At 67.6% G+C, this 21,691-nt stretch carries 17 protein-coding genes; 10 read left to right on the top strand and 7 right to left on the bottom strand.

The features are described 5' to 3' along the window. Positions 1-89: 89 nt before the first annotated feature. From ACWYRN_RS22900 to ACWYRN_RS22890, 3 genes are all read right to left on the bottom strand, one after another. Positions 90-686, bottom strand: coding sequence for a class I SAM-dependent methyltransferase (locus ACWYRN_RS22900; RefSeq protein ID WP_488690097.1), 597 nt, complete (start codon positions 684-686; stop codon positions 90-92). A 1-nt stretch (position 687) separates the two neighbouring features. After that, positions 688-2,154, bottom strand: coding sequence for an APC family permease (locus tag ACWYRN_RS22895; protein WP_488690096.1), 1,467 nt, complete (start codon positions 2,152-2,154; stop codon positions 688-690). Positions 2,155-2,380: 226 nt separating this feature from the next. Next, the gene (locus ACWYRN_RS22890; protein ID WP_488690094.1) at positions 2,381-6,772 is read right to left on the bottom strand and encodes an Lhr family helicase; all 4,392 of its coding nucleotides are present in this window, start codon (positions 6,770-6,772) and stop codon (positions 2,381-2,383) included. A gap of 120 nt (positions 6,773-6,892) precedes the next feature. Between ACWYRN_RS22890 and ACWYRN_RS22885 the strand changes: the two genes are divergently transcribed. The 6 genes from ACWYRN_RS22885 (at position 6,893) to ACWYRN_RS22860 (ending at position 13,350) form a co-directional block, all read left to right on the top strand. Beyond that, positions 6,893-8,203, top strand: a complete 1,311-nt coding sequence (locus ACWYRN_RS22885) for a c-type cytochrome (RefSeq protein WP_488690093.1) — start codon at positions 6,893-6,895, stop codon at positions 8,201-8,203. Continuing rightward, positions 8,200-8,685, top strand: coding sequence for a (2Fe-2S)-binding protein (locus ACWYRN_RS22880; RefSeq protein WP_488690092.1), 486 nt, complete (start codon positions 8,200-8,202; stop codon positions 8,683-8,685). The genes ACWYRN_RS22885 and ACWYRN_RS22880 overlap by 4 nt, the downstream gene beginning before the upstream one ends. Continuing rightward, positions 8,682-10,904, top strand: a complete 2,223-nt coding sequence (locus tag ACWYRN_RS22875) for a xanthine dehydrogenase family protein molybdopterin-binding subunit (protein ID WP_488690091.1) — start codon at positions 8,682-8,684, stop codon at positions 10,902-10,904. The genes ACWYRN_RS22880 and ACWYRN_RS22875 overlap by 4 nt, the downstream gene beginning before the upstream one ends. Before the next feature lie 67 nt (positions 10,905-10,971). Then, positions 10,972-11,937: a diguanylate cyclase gene (locus ACWYRN_RS22870; RefSeq protein WP_488690090.1), complete on the top strand. Its 966-nt coding sequence runs from the start codon at positions 10,972-10,974 to the stop codon at positions 11,935-11,937. A gap of 167 nt (positions 11,938-12,104) precedes the next feature. Beyond that, the gene (locus ACWYRN_RS22865) at positions 12,105-12,641 is read left to right on the top strand and encodes a hypothetical protein (protein ID WP_488690088.1); all 537 of its coding nucleotides are present in this window, start codon (positions 12,105-12,107) and stop codon (positions 12,639-12,641) included. Between the two features lie 22 nt (positions 12,642-12,663). Then, the gene (locus tag ACWYRN_RS22860; RefSeq protein WP_488690087.1) at positions 12,664-13,350 is read left to right on the top strand and encodes a hypothetical protein; all 687 of its coding nucleotides are present in this window, start codon (positions 12,664-12,666) and stop codon (positions 13,348-13,350) included. A 29-nt stretch (positions 13,351-13,379) separates the two neighbouring features. Here the strand turns inward: ACWYRN_RS22860 and ACWYRN_RS22855 are convergent, their stop codons facing one another. Then, on the bottom strand, positions 13,380-14,015 hold the full coding sequence (locus ACWYRN_RS22855; protein WP_488690086.1) for an FMN-binding negative transcriptional regulator: 636 nt from the start codon (positions 14,013-14,015) through the stop codon (positions 13,380-13,382). Between the two features lie 73 nt (positions 14,016-14,088). Then, entirely contained in the window at positions 14,089-15,087 is a 999-nt protein-coding gene (locus tag ACWYRN_RS22850; RefSeq protein WP_488690084.1) for a sulfate ABC transporter substrate-binding protein, read from the bottom strand. A gap of 177 nt (positions 15,088-15,264) precedes the next feature. Here ACWYRN_RS22850 and ACWYRN_RS22845 point away from each other — a divergent pair, with 177 nt between their 5' ends. Next, entirely contained in the window at positions 15,265-16,068 is an 804-nt protein-coding gene (locus tag ACWYRN_RS22845; protein ID WP_488690082.1) for a ferritin-like domain-containing protein, read from the top strand. A 686-nt stretch (positions 16,069-16,754) separates the two neighbouring features. On the opposite strand, the gene ACWYRN_RS22840 is transcribed toward ACWYRN_RS22845, so the two are convergent. Both ACWYRN_RS22840 and ACWYRN_RS22835 read right to left on the bottom strand, forming a co-directional pair. Beyond that, entirely contained in the window at positions 16,755-17,141 is a 387-nt protein-coding gene (locus ACWYRN_RS22840; RefSeq protein ID WP_488690080.1) for a hypothetical protein, read from the bottom strand. Positions 17,142-17,910: 769 nt separating this feature from the next. Further along, positions 17,911-19,128, bottom strand: a complete 1,218-nt coding sequence (locus ACWYRN_RS22835; protein ID WP_488690078.1) for an MFS transporter — start codon at positions 19,126-19,128, stop codon at positions 17,911-17,913. A gap of 129 nt (positions 19,129-19,257) precedes the next feature. On the opposite strand from ACWYRN_RS22835, the gene ACWYRN_RS22830 reads away from it, so the two are divergent. The 3 genes from ACWYRN_RS22830 to ACWYRN_RS22820 all read left to right on the top strand — a co-directional run bounded on the left by ACWYRN_RS22830 (position 19,258) and on the right by ACWYRN_RS22820 (position 21,658). After that, on the top strand, positions 19,258-20,166 hold the full coding sequence (locus ACWYRN_RS22830; RefSeq protein WP_488690076.1) for a LysR family transcriptional regulator: 909 nt from the start codon (positions 19,258-19,260) through the stop codon (positions 20,164-20,166). A 19-nt stretch (positions 20,167-20,185) separates the two neighbouring features. Then, positions 20,186-20,773, top strand: coding sequence for a flavin reductase family protein (locus ACWYRN_RS22825; protein WP_488690074.1), 588 nt, complete (start codon positions 20,186-20,188; stop codon positions 20,771-20,773). Positions 20,774-20,956: 183 nt separating this feature from the next. Then, positions 20,957-21,658 carry a pirin family protein gene (locus ACWYRN_RS22820; RefSeq protein ID WP_488690072.1) on the top strand — a complete coding sequence of 234 codons (702 nt, stop codon included), beginning with the start codon at positions 20,957-20,959 and terminating at the stop codon, positions 21,656-21,658. The last annotated feature ends 33 nt before the right edge of the window (positions 21,659-21,691 follow it).

The raw sequence follows: 21,691 nt of genomic DNA, 5'->3' as shown, positions 1-21,691 counted from the left end.
GCCCGGCCAGCGCAACCCATCCAGCCCGGCCAGGCGCCATCCGGCACGGTCCGGGGACAGCCCGGGCGGCCCCGGGCCGATCCAGCCGCTCAGGCCTTTGCCTTTTTCTTCTGCGCCTCGGTGATGGTCCAGTAATAGATCGTGCGTCCCTCGACGCTCGCCGTTTTCTCGGGCGGCCATTCCGGTCCCATGTCGAAGGCATGCGAAACCACGCGCGAACCGACCTTCAGCTGCTGCCACAGGCGCGGGCGCAGCCGGGTATTGATGGTCGGCAGCAGGTAGAGCGTGACGACCGAAGCGTCCGACAAATCGGTCTGGAACAGGTCGCCCACCTTGAAGCTGACCCGTTTGTCGACGCCGGCCTTGCGCGCATTGTCCTGGGCTTCGGCAATGCGCACCGGGTCGATGTCGATGCCGGTGCCGCGCGCGCCGAGCTGCCTGGCGGCGGTGACGACGATGCGGCCGTCGCCGCAGCCGAGGTCGTAGAGCACGTCGTTCTTGCCGACTTTGGCCAGCGCCAGCATGCGGTTGACCACCTCCTGCGGCGTCGGGACGTAGGGCACGTCAAGCCTGGGCGCGGTGGCGGTGGCCGTCTGGGCCAGCACGGCGCGTGCGGGCAGCACGCCCAGGCCGGCGCTGGCGGCGCCCAGCAGGAGCAGCTTGCGGCGGCTCGGATTCTCGTTCATGTCAGTTCTCCTCGGTGGGGGCTAGCGGGTGGGCAGGGGCCTGGGGCGGGGCCGGGCCGCCCAGCAGGGGCAGCAGCAGCAATCCGGCGGCAAGCACGGCCACGCCGATCCAGGCCGCGTTCAGCCCGCCAAGCGACTGGGAGAACACGTAGGACAGGCTGGACCAGAGCATCCAGGCGCAGGTGGCGCAGAACAGCAGGGGCAGCAGCGGGAAAAGGGGCACGCGGAACGGGCGCGGCAGGTCAGGCTCGCGCCGTCGCAGCACGAACAGCGAGAGGCCGGCGAGCAGGAAGAACAGCCAGAACACCGGCGCCGTGAACTCGACCATGGCCCGGAAGCCGCTGCCGAAGCCGGCGCCCAGGGCGACCAGCAGCAGCGCGGCCGCGCCCTGCACCAGCATGGCCACCGCCGGCGTGCCGCGCGCGCCGTCCCAGCGCCCGAGCCGGCGCAGGCGCGGCCAGTCGCAGCCCAGGGCATAGCTGCTGCGCGCGCCGACGATCATGGTGGCGTTGATCGAGGTGAGCGCCGAGACCGCGACCAGCAGCGCGATCAGGGCTTCGCCGCCGGGCCCGAGGGTGCGCCGCATGACGTCGGCGGCCAGGGCTTCCGAAGACGCCATGCCGGCCATGCCCAGCGTATGCCAGCAGGCCCAGGCCACCAGCAAGTACAGGCTCGTGATCAGCAGCACCGACAGGGTCAGGGCCCGGGCCATGTTGCGCCGCCCGTCGCGCACTTCGGCGCTGATGTAGGCGGCCTCGTTCCAGCCGCCGTAGGTAAGCAGCACGAAGACCATCGCCATGCCGTAGGAGACAGGGGGCGCGTCGGCTCCGGCCGGGCTGGCCACCACGGCCGGGACGGGCGGCGGCTCGGCCAGCAGCGCGGCGGCCGCGGCGATGAGCAGCAGGCCGCCGACCTCCAGCAGGGTCAGCCAGGTCTGGGTGGCGGCGCCGGCGCGAATGCCGCGCACGTTCACCAGCGTGAGCACCACGATGATGGCGGCGGCGTACAGGGTGGGGCCGGCGCCGGGCGGGCCGAGCGGGAAGGGCAGCACCTGCTGCAGGTAGTCGCCGAACACGAAGCCGAGCAGCGCGATCGACCCGGTGGTGATGACGGAGAAACGCGCCCAGCCGAACAGGAAGGCCACCGGGCGGCCGTAGGCGCGCATCAGGAAGTGATAGTCGCCGCCGGCATGCGGGTAGGCGGTGGCCAGCTCGGCGTAGCACAGCGCGCCGATCAGCGAGACCACGCCGCCCAGCAGCCACATGCCGAACATCGCCTCGGCGCTGGGGCTGAGCGAGGCCACGATCGAGGGCGCCTTGAAGATGCCGGCGCCGATGACGACGCCGACGATCAGCGCGACGGCCGCGCGCAGGCCGATGGCCGGCTGGGGCCGGGCCGCCGCGGCAGAGGATGCGGCAGAGGCGGCGGGTGCGGCAGAGGCGGCGTGTGCGGCTTCGGCAGGGTCCATGGCGCGGTCCGGTGGCAAGGTCTGGCAACGAAGGCAGAGTGCGTGTCAAAACCGGTTCGACAGCAGGCGGCACGCCGAGTTCGCATTGCATGCGGCGCGCTGGCATCCGGTCAAGCGAGTATGCCAGCGGCATGGGAGAGTTCGCTTCCCGGCGGCTTTTGTCCAGCAAAAATGTCGCGAACGCCAGCTGCCGAGTGGCTGCGCCACAACGCACCGCCGGCCGCTGTCAGCGCCGCCCGACCAGGTGCGCGTGGAACAAATCGCGGTCGGCGCCGGGAGGCGTCGGGTAGACGATCTTGGCGCCGACGATCGAGGCCACCGGCAAGCCGTCGCGGAACAGGATACGGTTCGCGCCCAGGGCCGGCACCTTGTCGCCCGGCAGCAGGATGCCGCCCAGGTTCAGCGGATCGACGCCGGACAGGGTGACCAGTGCGCCGTCGTGCGGGCGGCGCCGCACCTCGCGCAGCTGGGCGATCGCCTCAGGCAGCGCGAACTGTTCGCCCGAGAAGCCGGCCACGAAGCGCCCGCCGCGGATCTCGCCGCGCGCTTCGAGGCGGTGGTACACCGGCAGCAGCTCGCGCCACGACGGCAGCCAGCCTGCTTCGCGGTCGAGCAGGCGCCAGAACATCACGCCATAGCGGCGCAGCAGGGTCAGCGCCACGTGCTCCAGGGTTTCCGGGGCCAGCCGGCGCCGGCGTGGCGGCGTACCGGCATCGAGCGGCGCCTGCGCTTCGGCACGCCGCACCAGGGCCCAGCGCCCGGCTTCTTCCATGGTCGGGCCGGCGCCGCGGCGGCGCTTGCGGTCGTTGCTGGCGCGCTTGCTCGAAGGGAGCAGCATGGCGCGCATGCCGGCGAAGCTGTCGGCATTCAAGAGGCCGGTGGTGACCAGTTCGCCGAGCGCGTTTTCCAGTTCCACCGGCAGCATGCGCACCTCGAACTGCAGTTCGTCGAAGAACATGGCGCCGTGGCGGCGCAGCGCGTCGAGTACCAGGGCGGCGCGCGGCGACACCGCGGGCGGCCCGTCCGGCTGCGGGATGCCATGCCAGAGCGCGCTCTGGCGCCGCGGCAGCAGCACGATGGGCGTCGTGCGCACCGGACCTCCGGCGGCCGAGCGCGGCGCGTCGATGCGGGTCCAGACGGTCTTGCCGGCGCGGCACAGGTCGTCCAGCCACAGGATCGAATAATCCGGCAGGCGCAGCGCCAGCAAATCCGGTTCCCAGGAGCCGGCGGGCGCCTCGTAGCCTTCCAGCAGGGACAGCAGCTGGGGCAGCGCGTCCTGGCCCTGCCATTGCGTCTCGGGCGTCAGGTGCTGCCAGTCGAACAGGAAGCGCATGAAGTCCTGCAGCTCGACCGGCTCGATCTCGCGCCGCAGGCGCCGGATCGTGTAGCGGTGGATGCGCGCCAGCAGGTGGCGCTCGCACCATTCTTCCTCGTCCGCGCCCGGCGTGAAGCGCCCGCGCATGACATAGCCTTCGCTTTCCAGCTGCCCGAGGGCAATGGCGACGGTGCTCACTGGCAGGACCAGGCTGGCGGCAATCGCGGCCAGCGGCTGCGGTCCGCTTCCGGACAGGCGCGCACGCACCACTTCGACCAGCGCCGCGTCACGCGTCCAGGGTTCGCCGTCGTTGCCGCGGTGGCTGGCGGGCACGGTCAATGGCGGTTCGATGGCGGTATCGGGATAGGCGGCCTGCAGGCAATCGAGCCGCTCGAGGGCCACCCAGAAATCGATGCCGCCCGCACCGCGCATGCGCGTCACGCGGCCTGCCGTCGCGAGTTCAGCCAGCCAGCCCGGCCAATTTTCATCTGCCTGCGCCTGGCGCGCCGCTTCCTCCTGGGTGATGCAGGCCAGGGCCACCAGCGCTTCCTGCACCTCGTCGCTGTTGCGCGCGCGCGGCCAGGCTTCCTCGGCCACGGCGGCGATCGCCTCCAGGTCGAGCGCGCCCATGTCGTCCGGCGAGGCCGGGTCGCTCCAGCGCCGGTTCAGCACGGCCTGGGTGCGGCGTTCTTCGAGCGGCGCGTCGTCGAGAAAAGCGTAGGGGCGGGCATTCAGGATCTCGGCCGCCAGCGGCGAGGGCGCCGGCAAATCGCGCGCCAGCAGGCGCACCTCGCCGCTCTCCATGCGCCGCAGCAGGGCCAGCCAGCCTTCGCTGTCCATGGCCTCGTGCAGGCAATCGTCGAGGGTCTGGTCGACCAGCGGGTGGTCCGGCAGTTCGCGGTCGCCGGCGATGTTTTCCAGGCAGGCAGCGCCGTCGGGGAAGATGGTGGCCAGCAGGTCGTCGCTCTTCATGCGCTGCAGTTGCGGCGCCACCTTGCGCCCGCCGGCAAAGCGCGGCAGGGCCAGGGCGGTGGTGGCGTTCCAGCGCCAGCGCACATTGAACAGGGGCGCATCCAGCAGGGCCTGGACCAGGATCGGTTCGGCGCTGGCGGCGCGCAGGTAGCGCCAGACTTCGTCGAGCGGGAAGCTGTGGCTGGTCGACAGCGAGAGGATGATCGCGTCCTCGGTGGCCGCCGCCTGCAGCTCGAAATTGAAGCTGCGGCAGAAGCGCTTGCGTAGCGCTAGGCCCCAGGCGCGGTTGATGCGGCTGCCGAAGGGCGTGTGGATCACCAGCTGCATGCCGCCGGATTCGTCGAAGAAGCGCTCCATCACCAGCGTGTCCTGGGTCGGCAGCGCGCCCAGCGCCGCGCGGGCGCGGGCCAGGTAGTCGACGATCTGGCCGGCCGCGTCTTCCTTCAGGCCCAGGTGTTCGCCCAGCCAGTCGGCGGCGCGCTCGAGTGCGGCGCCATTGTCCGCCGGCGCGTCCATGCGCTTACTGTCAGGCGGCCCGGCCAGCTGGCGCTCGACCTCCGCGCGCAGGCGCGCCACGCCGTGCGACAGTTCGTCGCTGCGCCCCGGCGCCTCGCCATGCCAGAACGGGATGTTCGGCGCCGCGCCGTGCGCGTCTTCCACGCGCACGCGGCCCGATTCGATGTTCATGATGCGGTAGGAGGTGTTCCCGAGCTGGAAGACGTCGCCGGCCAGGCTTTCGACCGCGAAGTCCTCGTTGACGGTGCCGACCGACAGCCCTTGCGGCTCCAGCAGCACCGTGTAGTCGGCATTCTCGGGGATGGTGCCGCCCGAGGTGACGGCGGCCAGCTTGCCGCCGCGCCGCCCGCGCAGCGACCGGGTGGCGGCATCGCGGTGGATGTAGGCGCCGCGCACGCCGGCGCGCGTGGTGTAGCCTTCGGCCAGCATGCGCAGCAGAGCGTCGTATTTTTCGCGCGCCAGCTCCGCATAGGGCTGGGCCTGGCGCACCAGGTCGAACAGGGCATCCTCGCTCCACTCCTGGCAGGCCACTTCGGCCACGATCTGCTGGGCCAGCACGTCGAGCGGCGCCTGCGGAATGCGCAGCACGTCGAGCTCGCCGCGCCGCACGCAGTCGAGCAGGGCCGCGCATTCGACCAGGTCGTCGCGCGAGGTCGGGAACAGCCGGCCCTTGGGCGTGCCGCCGACAAAATGCCCGGAACGGCCCACGCGCTGCAGGAAGGCGGCGATATTGCGTGGCGAGCCGACCTGGCAGACCAGGTCGACGTCGCCGATGTCGATGCCCAGCTCCAGCGAGGCGGTCGCGATCAGCGCCTGCAGTTCGCCGCGCTTGAGGCGCTGCTCGGCGTCCAGCCGGTATTCCTTGGCCAGGCTGCCGTGGTGGGCGGCCACGTGGCCGGCGCCGAGGCGCTCGCCCAGGTGGCGCGCCAGGCGCTCGGCCATGCGCCGCGTATTCACGAAGATCAGCGTGGTCCGGTGCAGCACCACCAGTTCGGCCATGCGGTCGTAGACGCGCTCCCAGACTTCGTTCGGCATCACCGCTTCGAGCGGCACCGGCGGCAGTTCCAGGCCCAGGTCGCGCGCCCGCACGTGGCCGACGTCGACCACGGCGCAGGGCCCGCCGGCGCGCCCGACCAGGAAATCGGCCACGGCGGAAATCGGCTTCTGGGTGGCCGACAGGCCGATGCGCACCGGCGGCGGACGCCCGCCCTGCGCGCACAGGGCATCGAGGCGCTCCAGGCTGAGCGCCAGGTGGCTGCCGCGCTTGCTGCCGGCCACGGCATGGATTTCGTCGACGATCACGGTGCGCGCGGTCTGCAGCATGGCGCGTCCGCTATCGGAACCGAGCAGCACATACAGCGACTCGGGCGTCGACACCAGGATGTGCGGCGGGCGCCGGCGCATGGCGTTGCGCTCGGCGGTGGTGGTGTCGCCGGTGCGCACCGCGCTGCGGATGCCGTGCGGCGGCAGGTTCATGGCGTCGAGCTGGGCGCCGATGCCGGCCAGCGGCCCTTCCAGGTTGACGCGGATATCGTTCGACAAGGCCTTGAGCGGCGACACGTACAGCACCCGCGTTTCGTCCGGCAGCGGCGCCACGGCGCCCTCGCGCACCAGGGCGTCGATCGACGCCAGGAATGCGGTCAGGGTCTTGCCGGAGCCGGTGGGCGCCGCCACCAGCGTGGCACGGCCAGCCTGGATCGCCGGCCAGGCGCGCAGCTGCGCCTCGGTGGCGGCCGGAAAGCTGGCGTCGAACCAGGCGCTGACGGCCGGGTGGAAGTCGTGCCGCAAATTGTCGAGAGGAGGGCGGTCGTTCATAGCGATCAGATGGGGTTCGATCGGCAGGAGGCAAGACCGGATCGTGCGCGAGCGAACAGACCGGCCGTGGCGGGGCGCTCGACAATGCATGTCAAGAATACAGGAGAACCAGGAGCGGAGATGGAACAGGCTGGGCGCCGGCGGCGCCGCGGGCATACCCGGCGCTGGCTGGGTTGGCTATCCTTGGCCGCCGCCTTGCTGGGCATTGTGGCCGTGGCCATCATGTGGCGCCCGGCGCTGGCGCCGATCGAGGCCGTCCCGCGCTTCGAGCCCGGCCTGGTGGAACGCGGCGCGCGCGTGGCGGCGCTCGGCACCTGCGCCGCCTGTCATACGGTCGACCCGGCGCGGCCCTTTGCCGGCGGCTTTCCCATCGAGACGCCCTTCGGCACCGTCTACAGCACCAACATCACGCCCGACGCCCGCACCGGCATCGGCGGCTGGAGCGAAGAAGCGTTTACGCGCGCCATGCGCGAGGGCGTGTCGCGCGACGGCCATCTGCTGTATCCGGCCTTCCCCTACAATCACTATGCGCGCCTGGAGCAGGACGACGTGCGCGCCCTGTACGCCTACTTCATGACGCGCCCGCCGCTGGATGCCCCGGCGCGGAAAAACGAGATGACTTTCCCGTTCGGCTTGCGTCCGCTGGTCGGCTTCTGGAACATCCTGTATCTCAGCGACGAACCGGTCCGCCTCGACCCGAAGCAGTCGGCCGAATGGAACCGCGGCGCCTACGTGGCCGACGCCCTGGCGCATTGCAGCGCCTGCCACACGCCGCGCACCCGCCTGGGCGGGCCGGACGACAAGCGCTTCTTCGATGGCGGCGAGGCCGAGGACTGGTACGTGCCGGCGCTGAATGCGAAGTCCCCATCGCCACTGCCCTGGTCGCGCGATCACCTGGCGGCCTACCTGCGCACCGGCATCGCACCCGGCCACGCGGCCGCGGGCGGGCCGATGCAGGGCGTGGTCGAGAATTTGCGCCAGGCCGACCCGGCCGACGTCGAGGCGCTGGCCACCTACATCCACAGCTACCTGGCCCAGGCCCCGGCGCGCGACACCCCGGCACGCCGCCCCGGCAGTTTGCCGCCGCCAAAGCCGGACGACTCCGACCTGGCGCGCATGCAGCTCGGCCACCAGGTGTACGTCAACGCCTGCGCGCGCTGCCACGACGCCGGCCGCACCGAGAGTTCGGGCACGGCGCTGCAGCTGCAGCAGGCGGTGGCGCTGTACGACCCCGACCCGCGCAGCCTGATCCACCTGGTGCGCGACGGCATCGCCCCGCCCGACGGCGAACCGGCGCGCTGGATGCCCGGCTTCGGCGCCATCCTCACCGACGAACAGACGGTCGCGCTGGCGGCCTACCTGCGCCGCTATGGCGCTGGCCAGCCGGTCTGGCCCGAGCTCGAGAAACAGGTCCGGAAAGGCAAGCAATGAACTACGAACTCCAGGTCAACGGCAAACGGCACCGCGTCGACACCGACGCCGATACACCCTTGCTCTACGTGCTGCGCGACGACCTGCAACTGAATGGGGCCAAGTTCGGCTGCGGCCTGGGCCAGTGCGGCGCCTGCACCGTGATGCTCGACGGCGCACCGGTGATGTCCTGCATCGTGCCGGTATCGGTCGTGGGTGCGCGGCCGGTGCGCACCGTGGAAGGACTGGGCACGGTGGACAAGCCCGGTGTGCTGCAGCAGGCCTTCATCGACGAGCAGGCAGCCCAGTGCGGCTACTGCATCGCCGGCATGATCATGCGCGCGCAAGCCCTGCTCGACAGGAATCCGAACCCGACCGACGAACAAATTCGCGGCCACATGATGCCGAATCTCTGCCGCTGCGGTACCCACATGCGCATCCTGCGTGCCGTGCGGCGCGCGGCGAATAGCTTGAGCAGGCAGCCGGCCGGAGGCCGTTCGTGAACGCGCCCTTGCCGAACCCGGGCCGGCGCCGCTTGTTTGCTGCCGCCGGCTCCCTGACCCTGGCGTTCTCGCTGGCGCCGGCCTGGTCGCAGGGCGAGGGCGGCGCCAAGGGCAAGGAAGGCGGGCTGCCCGGCAGCCTGGAAAAGGAACCCTGGCTCGACGCCTGGATCCGCATCGAGGCGAACAACGCCGTCACCGTCTTCACCGGCAAGGCCGAACTGGGGCAGGGCATCAAGACGGCCCTGCTGCAGGTGGCGGCCGAGGAATTGCAGGTGAACCCGGGCCGCATCCGCCTGGTCACCGCCGACACCGCGCGCACTCCGAACGAAGGTTATACCGCCGGCAGCCACTCGATGCAGGACAGCGGCACCGCGCTGCGCCACGCCGCCGCCCAGGTGCGCTTCATCCTGGCCGGGATGGCGGCGCAGCGCTTCCAGGTCGCCGAGGGCGCCTTGACCCTGCGCGACGGCGTGTTCGAGGCGCCGGGCGGACGCCGCGTGATGTACGGCGAACTGCTGGCCGGCCGCCAGCTGCACCTGCGCGCCGACGGCAAGGCGCCGCTGCGCCCGCGTGCCGCGCACACGGTTTCCGGCAAGCCGCTGCGCCGAACCGACATTCCGGCCAAGGTCAGCGGCGGCAGCGCCTACGTGCAGGACCTGCGCCTGCCCGGCATGGTGCATGCGCGCGTGGTGCGTCCGCCTTCGCAGGCGGCGCAACTGGTGTCCGTCGATACGGCGGGCGTGGCGCGCCAGCCCGGTGTCTTGAAAGTCGTGCGCGACGGACGCTTTCTGGCGGTCATCGCCGAAGGCGAATACCGCGCCGTGAAGGCAGCCACCATGCTGGCCCGCACGACGCGCTGGGACGTACCCGCCTCGCTGCCCGGAACGAAGAATGTGCCGGCGGACGTGCGGGCGCGGCCTGCCGAAGACATGCCTATCCTGGAACGCGGCTCGGCCGGGGCCGGTGGGCGTACCGTCAGTGCCAGCTATACACGGCCCTGGCAACTGCATGCCTCAGTCGGCCCGTCGTGCGCCGTGGCCCAGCTGATCGACGGACGGTACACCGTGTGGACCCATTCGCAGGGCGTCTACCCGCTGCGCGAAGCGCTGGCCGAGCTGCTGGGCGTGGACAAGGAAACCATCCGCTGCATCCACGTCGAGGGATCGGGCTGCTACGGGCACAACGCGGCCGACGACGTCGCCGCCGACGCCGCGCTGCTGGCGCGCAGCTATCCGGGCCGCCCGGTGCGGATGCAATGGATGCGCGAGGAAGTACACGCCTGGGAACCCTTCGGCCCGGCCATGCTGGTCGATGCGCGCGCCACGCTCGGCGCCGACGGGCGCATCGCCGACTGGGAGTATGCGGTCACCAGCCCCTCGCACAACAACCGGCCGGGCAAGGCTGGCAACCTGCTGGCGGCAACCCACCTGGCCAGGGCATTCACGCCGCCGCCGGGCAAGCCGATTCCCCAGCCCGAGGGCGGCGGCGACCGCAACGCGATTCCGTATTACGTGCTGCCGAACGCGCGCGTGACCCACCGCTTCCAGCAGAACGCGCCGCTGCGCACCTCGGCCCTGCGTTCGCTCGGCGCCTACTGCAATGTATTCGCCATCGAGAGCTTCATGGACGAACTGGCCCTGGCGGCGAATGCCGACCCGGTCGCCTTCCGCCTGCGCCACCTGGACGATCCGCGCGCCATCGACGTGGTCAAGCTGGCCGCCGACAAGTTCGGCTGGAACGCCTACCGGCCTGGCTCGCGCCGCGGCCGCGGCTTCGCCTTTGCGCGTTACAAGAACCTGGCGGCGTACTGCGCGCTGGCGCTGGAAGTGGAGGTTGCGCGCGAGACCGGCTTCGTGCGCATCCTGCGCGCGGTGGCGGCGGTCGACTGCGGCGAAGTCGTGAATCCCGACGGCGTACGGAACCAGATCGAGGGCGGCATCATCCAGTCGGCCAGCTGGACGTTATTGGAGCAGGTGCGCTTCGACGAGCGCCAGGTGCAGACCGTCGACTGGGCCTCGTATCCCATCCTGCGCTTCAACCAGGTGCCGCACAGCCTGGAGGTGCACCTGATCGACCGCCCTGGCCAGCCTTTTCTCGGCACCGGCGAGGCGGCGCAGGGGCCGGCGGCGGCGGCGCTGGCGAACGCGGTGGCGCAGGCGGCCGGCGTGCGCGTGCGCGATTTGCCGCTCGACCGGGCCCGCATGCGCGCGGCAAAGTAGCACCTGCCCCTGCGCAGGGGCATGCTTTTCCGCTATCATCGCCGGTCCCGCATCCCCGAACCTGCCCGTGAGCGCCACGATCTCTCCAACCAGCCTGCTGCCGCGTACCCTCGACCTCGTCAACTGCGGCCTGGTGGTGCTCGACGGCGCGCACGGCATCGTGCTGTGGAACCGCTGGATGGCGGCGCGCTCGGGCTATGCCGCCACGCGCGTACAGGGGCGTTCGCTGTTCGAGGTCTTCCCGGAGCTGCGCGGCGCGCGCGTGGAGACGGCGGTGCTGGCGGCGCTGGGCGCGGGCGTGGCGGCGAACCTGCCGCAGGGCCAGGCGCCGGCGCCGTTTCCGCTGCGCGAGGCGGGCAGCTTCGACGGCGCGCGCATCGAGCAGGCGGTGTCGGTGACGCCGTTCACCGAGGATGGTGAACGCTACTGCCTGATCGAAGTGCGCGACGTTAGCGGCACGGTCGACCGCGAACGCCAGCTGCGCGAGCACGCCGAAACGCTGCGCGCGCGTTCGTATGCCGATGGCCTGACCGGGATTGCCAACCGCCGCTACTTCGACGTCGCCCTCGACCGCGAGCTGCGCCGCGCCGGGCGCACCGGCAGCCCCTTGTCATTGCTGATGATGGACATCGATTCCTTCAAGGCCTACAACGACCACTTCGGCCACCAGCAGGGCGACGCCTGTTTGACGGCGGTGGCGCAGGCGCTGGCGGCCATGCTGAAACGCCCGGCCGATGTGGCGGCGCGCTACGGCGGCGAGGAGTTCGCGGCGATCCTGCCGGATACCACGCTGGAACAGGCCTGCGCGCACGCGAATGCGATCCGTGCGCAGGTGGCGGCGTTGGCGCTGGAGCAGGCGCCGGCGGCGGTGCGGCCGGTGGTGACGCTGAGCATCGGCGTGGCGAGCTTCGACAAGGCGCGCCTGAGCGATGCCGCTGCCCTGATCGCGGCGGCGGACCGGGCGCTGTATGAGGCCAAGCGTGGCGGGCGCGACCGGGTGGTTGCCGATGGCGCCGCGGGTGGGGTCGGGTAGCGCACTACCCTGTGACGCAGGGGTTAACTACCGATCTAACTGTGCTGTCAGTTTTTTCGACACCAGGGCCGCCTGCAACAATTGGCGAGATTTCCGGGTTAGCCGGCGGTTTATACTCCTTGCGCGTTTTCTTCGACGCCATGCCACGCTCACCTGAAGGGAAATACATGAAGTTCGCTTACGCCGTGCTCGGCCTGTCCATCCTTGTCGCCGCACCCGCATTTTCCGCGACCGCGGCGCCGGCGCCCAAGGCCGCAGCGGCCAGTACCGCGCACGTCCAGGCAGTGCAAAACCTGCTCGGCGTGATGCACGTCGAGTACGAACTGCGCGCCGTCGCCGCCCGCACCCGCTTCCCGACCGAAGCGCAGCGCAAGGCCGTGAACGCGAAGCTCGACAACATGCCGCCGGCCGAGGTGCATCGGCGCCTGGCGCCATCGCTGACGCGCGTCATTTCGCTCGATACCGCCACCGAGATGACCCGTTTCTACGGCACTCCATACGGCAAGAAGGTCATTCACCAGAAGTACAACAGCGGCCCGCAAATCGTGATGCCTGGGATGTCGGGCGCCGTGTCGCCGGAAGAAAAGAAAGAGCGCAAGCGCGCGGCGTATGTCCAGGCGAGCCAGGAGCTGGCAGCGGCGGAGCCGGCCATCCAGCACGAGGCGTTCAAGCTGCTGCAGGCGCTAAACAACGAGAAGCACTGATACGACTGCGGACAGGATGCAGATGGGTTTCATCGAGGCGCCGTGTACGGAACAGGTATTCGATGCATTGCGCTTGCCGACAAGCCTGCGGGAATCGGAAAGCCTGAATCCGGTCGGCCGTGACCTCATCCATAATCTTGCCGCGTGCAGCGCGCTGGTCCCGCATCCGTTTCACTATTCCGAGTATCCGGATCGCCAGCTCAGCTTTTACTTGCGCGGCCAGTGTTTCAGGGCCTGGGAATATGTCACGCGTCCCGACAATCTCGACCGCGTGGAAGTGTCGATCGGCGATGGCGTCGATGAAGCCACGTGCGAGGACGTGGCCGACTTGCTCGCGCAGGCTGTCGGTCTGCTGCGCAACGAGGCTGCTGCGTCGATTCCCGTCAAGCTGCTCAGGAAGGAAGCGCCGCGCGTGCGCGTGCCGCGCCCACCGGCCGAGATCATCCCGAAGTTGAACACGCTGGCCGAGCACTATGTCCGGCTGAAGGAATTTGATGCGGAAGAGGTGGCGGTTGCAGCATTGATCGGCGTGGTGCTGCTTCCCGAGGAAGTCGCGCCGCTCGAACGGCATTTGCAGGAGGTCGGATGGGAGGAACTGGTCCCGGACGTGCGAGAACTCGTGGCCACGGCACTGGCGCGCGTTGATAAAACTGCAAAAAGCGCTGCGCACAGCACTGTACCCGGCACCGCAACATCCGGAGCCGTGTAACGCATTCAGCGCGCCAATTCAGGCGCGCGTCAGGGCTCGTACGGTGTGGCTGTCTGCATCGCCTCGGCGACATCGTTCCGGCCCACTGCCGCGAGTCCCTCGATTGCCCCGCGCAGGTCGCGCGCCTCCTTGTTCTGGCTGAGCTTTGATTTGCCCTCCAGCCGCGTGATCTCGATCTCGATGCCGACGATCGCCTGCAATAGCCCGTCGATGAATTCGCGCGGGCTGTCCGCCATCTTCCACGGAACCGCTTGCGAGGCTTCATGCGTCTTCGTCAGGCGTCCGACAATGCCGCGCACGAAGCGCTCGTCGTCGACGATCCGCACGCGCCCGTGCGCATGCGCCACCATGTAGTTCCAGGTCGGCACCTGCCGGTGCTGTTCGTGCTTCGAGGGGTACCAGTTCGGGGAGATATAGGCGTCGGCTGCGCGGAAGACCACCATCACCTCGTCGCCATCGCGCAGCTGCTGCCAGATAGGATTGGCGCGCGCCACGTGGCCGGCGAGCGTGCCCAGGCTGCCGGATGCCGCATCGAGTTCGAAGGGGATGTGATTCGCGTCGAGTCCCGCCGCGCCATGCGTGACCAGCATGCCGAGCGGATGCCGGCGTATCAGGTCGTGCAAGACCTCGGGGCGGGATTCGGCGAAATGGGCGGGGATGTACATGGCGGTCATGCTCCGGGCGACAATCGCATGATTATCGCCCGGTTCCCCCGCTGATGCCGGATCGAGCCGGTAATTATTTCGGCTGGTAGATCTGGTCGAAGATGCCGCCGTCCGCGAAGTGGGTCTTCTGCGCATTCGCCCAGTTGCCTGCCACGTCGCCGATGGTGAACAGCTTCACCTGCGGGAAGTTCTTCGCGTACTGCTGGGCCGCTTTCGGCGTGGCCGGGCGGTAGTAGTTCTGGGCGATGATGGCCTGCGCTTCGTCGGTGTAGAGGAAGTTCAGGTAAGCCTCGGCCACCTTGCGGGTGCCGTGCTTGTCGGCGAACTTGTCGACAATCGCCACCGGCGGCTCGGCCAGGATGCTGACCGATGGGGTGATGATGTCGAACTTGTCCGGGCCGAGTTCCTTGACCGCCAGGTAGGCTTCGTTCTCCCAGGCGATCAGCACGTCGCCGATGCCGCGCTCGACGAAGGTGGTGGTGGCGCCGCGCGCGCCGGAGTCGAGCACCGGCACGTTTTTATACAGTTTGGTCAGGAAGTCCTTGGCCTTGGCTTCGTTGCCGCCCGGCTGGCGCAGGGCATAGCCCCAGGCGGCCAGGTGGTTCCAGCGCGCGCCGCCCGAGGTCTTCGGATTCGGGGTGATGACGGCCACGCCCGGCTTGACCAGGTCGTTCCAGTCCTTGATCCCTTTCGGATTCCCCTTGCGCACCAGCAGCACGATGGTCGAGGTGTAAGGCGAGGCGTTGTGCGGCAGGCGGGTCTGCCAATCCTTGCGCAGCAGGTTCTTGTCGGTCAGGGCGTCGATGTCGTAGCCGAGGGCCAGGGTGACCACGTCCGCTTCCAGGCCGTCGATCACCGAGCGCGCCTGCTTGCCCGAGCCGCCGTGCGACTGCTTGATCTTGACGTTGTCGCCGCTTTTCGCTTTCCACGACTTGGCAAAAGCGGCGTTCACGTCCTGGTACAGTTCGCGGGTCGGGTCGTAGGACACGTTCAGCAGGTTGATGTCGGCAGCAAAGGCCGGTTGCAGCAGGGCGGTGGCGGCGAGCAGGACCAGCAGTTTTTTCTTGATCATGGTTATTTCTGTAAGGAAGTCATCAGTGGGATTACCTTACTGGCGGGGCATGGGCGTGTGAACGAAGCTTTTTGACCATGCGTATTTGTTTTTCGCATAAGAAGCCGCTTGCCGGAGCAGGACCGGGCGGCGATGCGGTAAACTGCGCGGCTCGTTCTAAACATATAGAGAAAGTGTATGAAGTCGCCCCTTATCGAGCTGCGCACGCGCGCGTTGACCTGCCTGCTGGAATGCGATCCGGCGGCCAAGGTGCGCATGGTGCTGGAACTCGCCGCGCATCACCGCAACGGTGACTGGTCGGTCGATGCCGATGTTGCGCTGACGGCCCCCGCCGGCATCCCGGGCCGACCGCTGAAACCCGACCTGGTGCCGCCGCTCCAGGTGGGCCGCCGCTCGATGGCGACCAACGAAGGCCGGGCGATGCTGGTGCACGCGCTGGCGCACATCGAGTTCAACGCCATCAACCTGGCGCTCGACGCGCTGTGGCGCTTCCCCAGCTTGCCGGACGCTTACTACACCGACTGGCTGCGTGTGGCGAAGGAAGAGGCCACGCACTTCGACATGCTCTCAAAGCACCTGACGACGCTGGGCCATGCCTACGGCGACTTCCCGGCCCATAACAGCCTGTGGGAGATGGTCGAGAAAACGAGCGGCGACGTGGTGGCGCGCATGGCCCTGGTCCCGCGCACGTTGGAGGCACGCGGCCTCGATGCGATCCCGCCGCTGCGCGCGAAGCTGGCCCAGGCCGGCGACATGGCGGCTGCCGCCATCCTCGACATCCTGCTGGTCGAGGAAGAGGGGCATGTGGAGATCGGCAACCGCTGGTTCTTCCACCTGTGCGTGCAGCGAGGCCTGGAGCCGATGGCGACCTACGACGAATTGACGCTGCGCTACAAGGCGCCGGTGTTGAAGGGACCGTTCAACATCGAGGCCCGGCGGCGGGCGGGCTTTAGCGAAGCGGAGTTGGCGCGTTTCGGGTGACTGGTGGATTTGCACTGGTCTGGCTGCGGCTTTGCATCCGTTCGTGAAACTGACGGCAACAAGTCATGCCACTGTCGCAGCGCATGTTCGCGCATTGAGGATTCCCACGTTTTTTTGGTCGTGAGCACGCAGTTGTTCATACGCGGCCGGCCGTCTCGAGGCAATACGGGTTTACCAGTGAGATGATTGCTTCAAGCGGCCAAGGATGTTCGGAGACAAGTGCTTGGACCATGGCATCAGTCCGTCTGAAAAAGGCAGTCACCTTCATTGCCGAAATAAGTTCGTGTACGTCCGCTATCGACCCCAAGCAGACGATCAAGCTGGACCGCCCTAGGGTTCGCAACGACATTCTGTAGGGCCGCGACCGCGCATCCCAGCAGTCTGCTCCTTCGAATATACGTATGCGAGACTTCCTCGCTTGCCATCTGCAGCACATGACCGATTGCAGCTTTCTTTTTCGCTCGGAATCAACTTCGCCGCGTAAACAGCGGCGCATAATCCGATCATAACGATCAAGCTCAGCTTCAAGACGCCCTTTCTTGACCCACCTGTTGACTGCGTTATTCCATCTTCCATTCAAGCCAATCCAATCTTTGCACTGACGACTACGTCCGCTATTGGCCGATCTCGGCCGTTCAGTGTACGGCAGTTGTCGACCCAAAGCAGACTTCGAGGCAATACGCTGTTTATGGTCGGGTACGGGCTAAAACCTCATATGGCATGAAGCCTTTGCTTTCCCAACGCTTGAGGAACAACTGTGCTGCGGCGTCCTCGGCTTCGATGTGGAGATCACCTTCGTGACACAGGGTGATTTCCAACCCATCAGCCTTCACAAAAATGTCCGACTTCCCGACAGTGATCGTCCCCGCCTGCTCTGCAGCTCGCACATAATCAACGATGTTCGCTAGCGGTAGAGGAATGTCTTGCCACATTTCGTCAATCCCTAAATTGCTATCCCAGCCAAACATGAGAATCGCCGACCCTGTACCTTTAGCTGCTGCGACTTGGCAGAAAGAAGATAGCTCTTCGAGAAGCACGGCAGGCTCGACTGGCTGAGTGCGATATTCGACCATTACGATTGTTTCTCCTCTCTACCGAATCTATCAGCATGACCGTCCGCTCTTGGCCGGATGCATCCGTTCACTCTGACCAGTGTTTCCATACAAACGAGCTTCCTTAAGGTCGGTGGCCACCTAGTTCGAAAGCTGCTTGGAGTCGACGAACAGTTGGTCAAAGTCGTAAGCCATGTTCTTTTCCTTGTTGTCCCGGCCGGCGCTAAGAGGGCTGTTTTGCAGTGCTTTAGAAGGGCGCGATATGCACTACGCTTGCCTACTATTGTTTAAGGACCATTTGGGCTCAGGCAAAAGCAACAATCGGCGTTCATTTATGATGCCTTTCTGCGCCTAGAACGTCTGCTCCTGGCCGATAGCAGACAATCGGAATGGCTCAGTCTACGGACTTGTTGCTATCACCGCAAGCAGGCGGTTTTGTCAGGCGATCCAAACCTAAAATGAGGCGCATGCTGGTCGGTACCTGGCCCTGTGCTGTCCGAATGCTCCAGTCCCAAAAAGGATCATCATTATGTCCATGGACTTAATGGGGATAAGCGGTTGTGAATTTATACGTGGTAGCACTTGCGGACGTCAGCGCGGCTATGCCTTAAGAGACTACGTTACTCATTTCGATGTGCACGGGTCGTACCGCGTGGACTCAGGAGTCCACCCTACGGGTTCGCGGAGCTACAGGGTGCCTGTGTTGAGCCGGCGGCTTAATTTCGAAGCCCGCCGGGGAGCGGGCTTCAGCGAAACCGAACTGGCGCGCTTCGCCAGAGCGCGACCCGGCTTACACAGTCTCGCGCATGGTCCTGGTTCTGGCCATCAGCTCACTGGCCCAGTAGAGCAGGGCAGCCGCCGGGAAAGCCATGCCGAGCAACAGCGCGGCATGCCAGCCGTATTGCGAGAACACCCAGCCGCCGGCCGCCGAACCCACCGCGCCGCCGACGAAGAACAGCGAGAAGTACAGGCCGTTCAGGCGGCTGCGCACTTCCGCCGGCAGCGAGAAGATCGCGCGCTGGCCCAGCACCATGTTGGCGGCCACGCCCATGTCGATGACGATCGAGGCGATCACCAGCAAGGCCAGGGCGATGTTGCGTGAATCCGGGGCGAGCAGCGGCAGGGCGAAGCCGGTGATCGCCAGCAGCATGGCCACCGCGGTGGCGGGCAGGGTGTGGCCGCGGTCGGCCAGCTTGCCGGCGATCGGCGAAGCGACGGCGCCCGAGACGCCCACCAGGGCGAAGATGGCGATGCCGGTCTGCGACAGGTGGAATGCCGGCCCGGCAAGCAGCATCGGGGTGACGGTCCAGAACAGGCTGAAGCAGGCGAACATGGCAGCGTGGTAGGCGGCGCGGCGGCGCAGCACCGGGGTGCTGGCGAATAGGCTGCCCAGCGAGGCGATCAGGCGGCCGTAGGACATGCTGTGCGCGGGCTGGCGCTCGGGCAGGCGGGTGCGCAGCACAAAGGCCAGCACCATCACGATGATGGCGGCGGCGCCGAACACGGTGTGCCAGCCGCCATGGTCGGCCACCAGGTTGGCGGCGGGGCGCGCCAGCATGATCCCCAGCAGCAGGCCGCTGACCACCTTGCCGACCGTGTGCCCGCGCGTCTCCTCGCGTGACAGGTGGGCGGCAAAGGGCACCAGCACCTGGGCCGCCACCGAACCGAGCCCAATGGCAAGCGAGCTGCCAAGGAACAGCCAGGCGTTGCTGCTCAGGGCCGCGCAGGCCAGGGCGGCGGCGGTGCCGAGGAGCAGGACGAAAACCAGCTGGCGGTTTTCCAGCAGGTCGCCGAGCGGCACAATGAAGAACAGGCCGAGCGCGTAGCCGATCTGGGTCAGCGTGACGATCAGGCCGGCGGCGTCGAGCGATAAGCCGGTGCTGGCGGCGATCGGGCCGACCAGGGTTTGCGAGTAATACAGGTTGGCGACGATCAGGCCGGCGGCAAGCGCCAGCAGGCGCACCATGCCGGGCGCGATGTCGGCGCCGTGGGTCGTGGAGTGGTTCATGATTCTCCTGTGGGATGGACATGCGACGTGTCCATTCTAGAAAGTCTGGGACGAAAGATAATCAGCTGCCCAGCCTCCCTTACAATTCATCTTATCTGAACAATCAGCGCCATGCTGGGGAGAGGTGATTTGGACCGCATCAAAGCCATGCAGACCTTTGTCCGCATCGTCGAAGCCAGGAGTTTTTCGCGCGCTGCCGAGAGCCTGGACCTGCCGCGCGCCTCGCTGACGGCGACCATGCAGAACCTCGAGGCTTACCTGGGCCGCAAGCTCCTGCAACGCACCACGCGCAGCCTGTCGCTCACCACCGATGGCGCCGACTACTACGAACGCTGCCGGGAGATCCTGGCCGCGCTCGATGCGGCGGAAGCGCCGTTTCGCGCGGACGGTGCGCGACCCCAGGGCCGCCTGCGCGTCGAACTGCCCGGCGCCCTCGGCCGCAACGTGGTCATGCCGCGCCTGGGCGAGTTCCATGCCACCTACCCGGACGTGGAGCTGGTGGTTGGCCTGAGCGACCGCCTGGCCGACCTGAACCGCGACGGCATCGACTGCGCGCTGCGCGTGGGAGAACTCGACGATTCAGCCCTGGTCGGGCGCCGCGTCGGCAGCATGCGCTTCGTCACCTGCGCGGCGCCAAGCTACCTGGCGCGCCACGGCACGCCCACGTCCCTGGACGACCTCGGCGAGCATCAGGCGGTGGTGCATTTTTCAGGCCGCACCGGCCGGGCCTTCGACTGGGACTTCGAGGTCGATGGCGCGGTGCGCCGCTTCAATTTCGCCGGCCCGGTTTCGGTCAACGATGCCGATGCCTATTTCTGTGCCGGCCTGCAGGGCCTGGGCATGATCCAGGCGGCCAGCTACCAGGTCGCGCCGCACCTGGACAGCGGCGTGCTGGTGGCGCTGCTGCCCGACTACCCGTGTGCGGCGATGCCGGTCTCGCTGGTCTATGCTAAGGGGCAGATGGCGGCACCCAAGCTGCGCGTCTTCGGCGCCTGGATCGAGGCGCTGTTCGCCGCCCACCCGCAATTGCATCCCTGAACCGAACATGGAATCGACAATGAATGAACATATCCTGCCTGTCCCGCTCGACAAAGCCTACCGCCTGCTGACCCACGGGCCGACCGTGCTGGTCTCGGCCCACAATGCCGGCATCGACAACGTCATGGCCGCGGCCTGGGCCTGCGCCCTCGACTTCGCGCCGCCGAAGCTGACCGTCGTGCTCGACAAGAGTACCCTGACGCGCGAACTGATCGAGGCCAGCGGCAGCTTCGTGATCCAGGTGCCGACGGCGCAACTGCTCCAGCTGACGCACGAGGTCGGCACACGCAGCCGCGCGAGCGAGCCCGGCAAGCTGGATGCCATCGGCGTCGAGCTGATGCGCCTTGGCGCCAGCGGCATGCCCTATGTTTCCGGCTGCTCGGCCTGGCTCGAATGCCGACTGCTGCCGGAGCCGCACAACCAGCAGGTCTACGACTTGTTCATCGGCGAGGTGACGGCCGCCTGGGCCGACGACCGCGTCTTCCGCAACGGGCATTGGGAATTCGAGAGCGCCGGTCCCGAATGGCGCAGCATCCACCATGTGGCGGGCGGCCATTTCTATGCGATCGGCGAGCCGATGGCGGCGCGGTCGACGGACGAGGAATAAGGCTTCCTGCCGGCGTTCGAAAATTTCGACGATAGGACGGCAAACTACTCGCTTTTTGTTCCCGCTCCGGTATCGCATAATGACTCCATCGACAACGCGGCCACAGCGCACACGGTGAAGCAAAGCAGACCCCGGCGCAGATGTTCGAACCCTTCGAACGGCCCACAAGAACAGGAGCGCATCATGTTGAAAGTACGTAAAAGCGAAGATCGCGGCATCGCCAACCTGGGTTGGCTGGACTCGAAGCACACCTTCTCGTTCGGCCACTACCACGACCCGGCCCACATGGGTGTCGGCCCGCTGCGCGTGATCAACGAAGACCGGGTGCAGGCCGGCCGCGGCTTCGATGCCCACGGCCACCGCGACATGGAAATCATCTCCTATGTGCTCGACGGCGCGCTGGAGCACAAGGACAGCATGGGCAACGGTTCGGTGCTGCGCTATGGCGACGTGCAGCGCATGAGCGCGGGCAAGGGCGTGGTGCACAGCGAGTTCAATGGCTCGAAGACCGATCCGGTGCATTTCCTGCAGATCTGGATCCAGCCGAACCAGGTCGGCGCTCCGGCCGGCTACGAAGAAAAGCACTTCGACCGCGCATCGAAGCTGGGCCGCCTGCGCCTGGTGGCGTCCAGCGATGGCCGCGAGGGCTCGGTCACGATCCGCCAGGACGCGGCGCTGTATGCCGGCATCCTGACCGGCGCGGATGAGGTCAGCTTCCCGCTGCAGGCTGGGCGCATCGGTTACCTGCACGTCGCCCAAGGCGCGCTGACCGTGAACGGGATCGCTTTGAAGGCGGGCGATGCGGTACGGGTGGACGATGAAGCGGCCATCACCCTGAATGGGGCCGACAACGCCGAAGTGCTGCTGTTCGATTTGCCGCGCTGAGAGTGACAATGGTGGGTTCGAGAACCCACCCTA

It is taken from the genome of Massilia sp. BAP21 (assembly GCF_057801335.1).
This window is presented reverse-complemented; position numbering and strand designations above follow the sequence as displayed.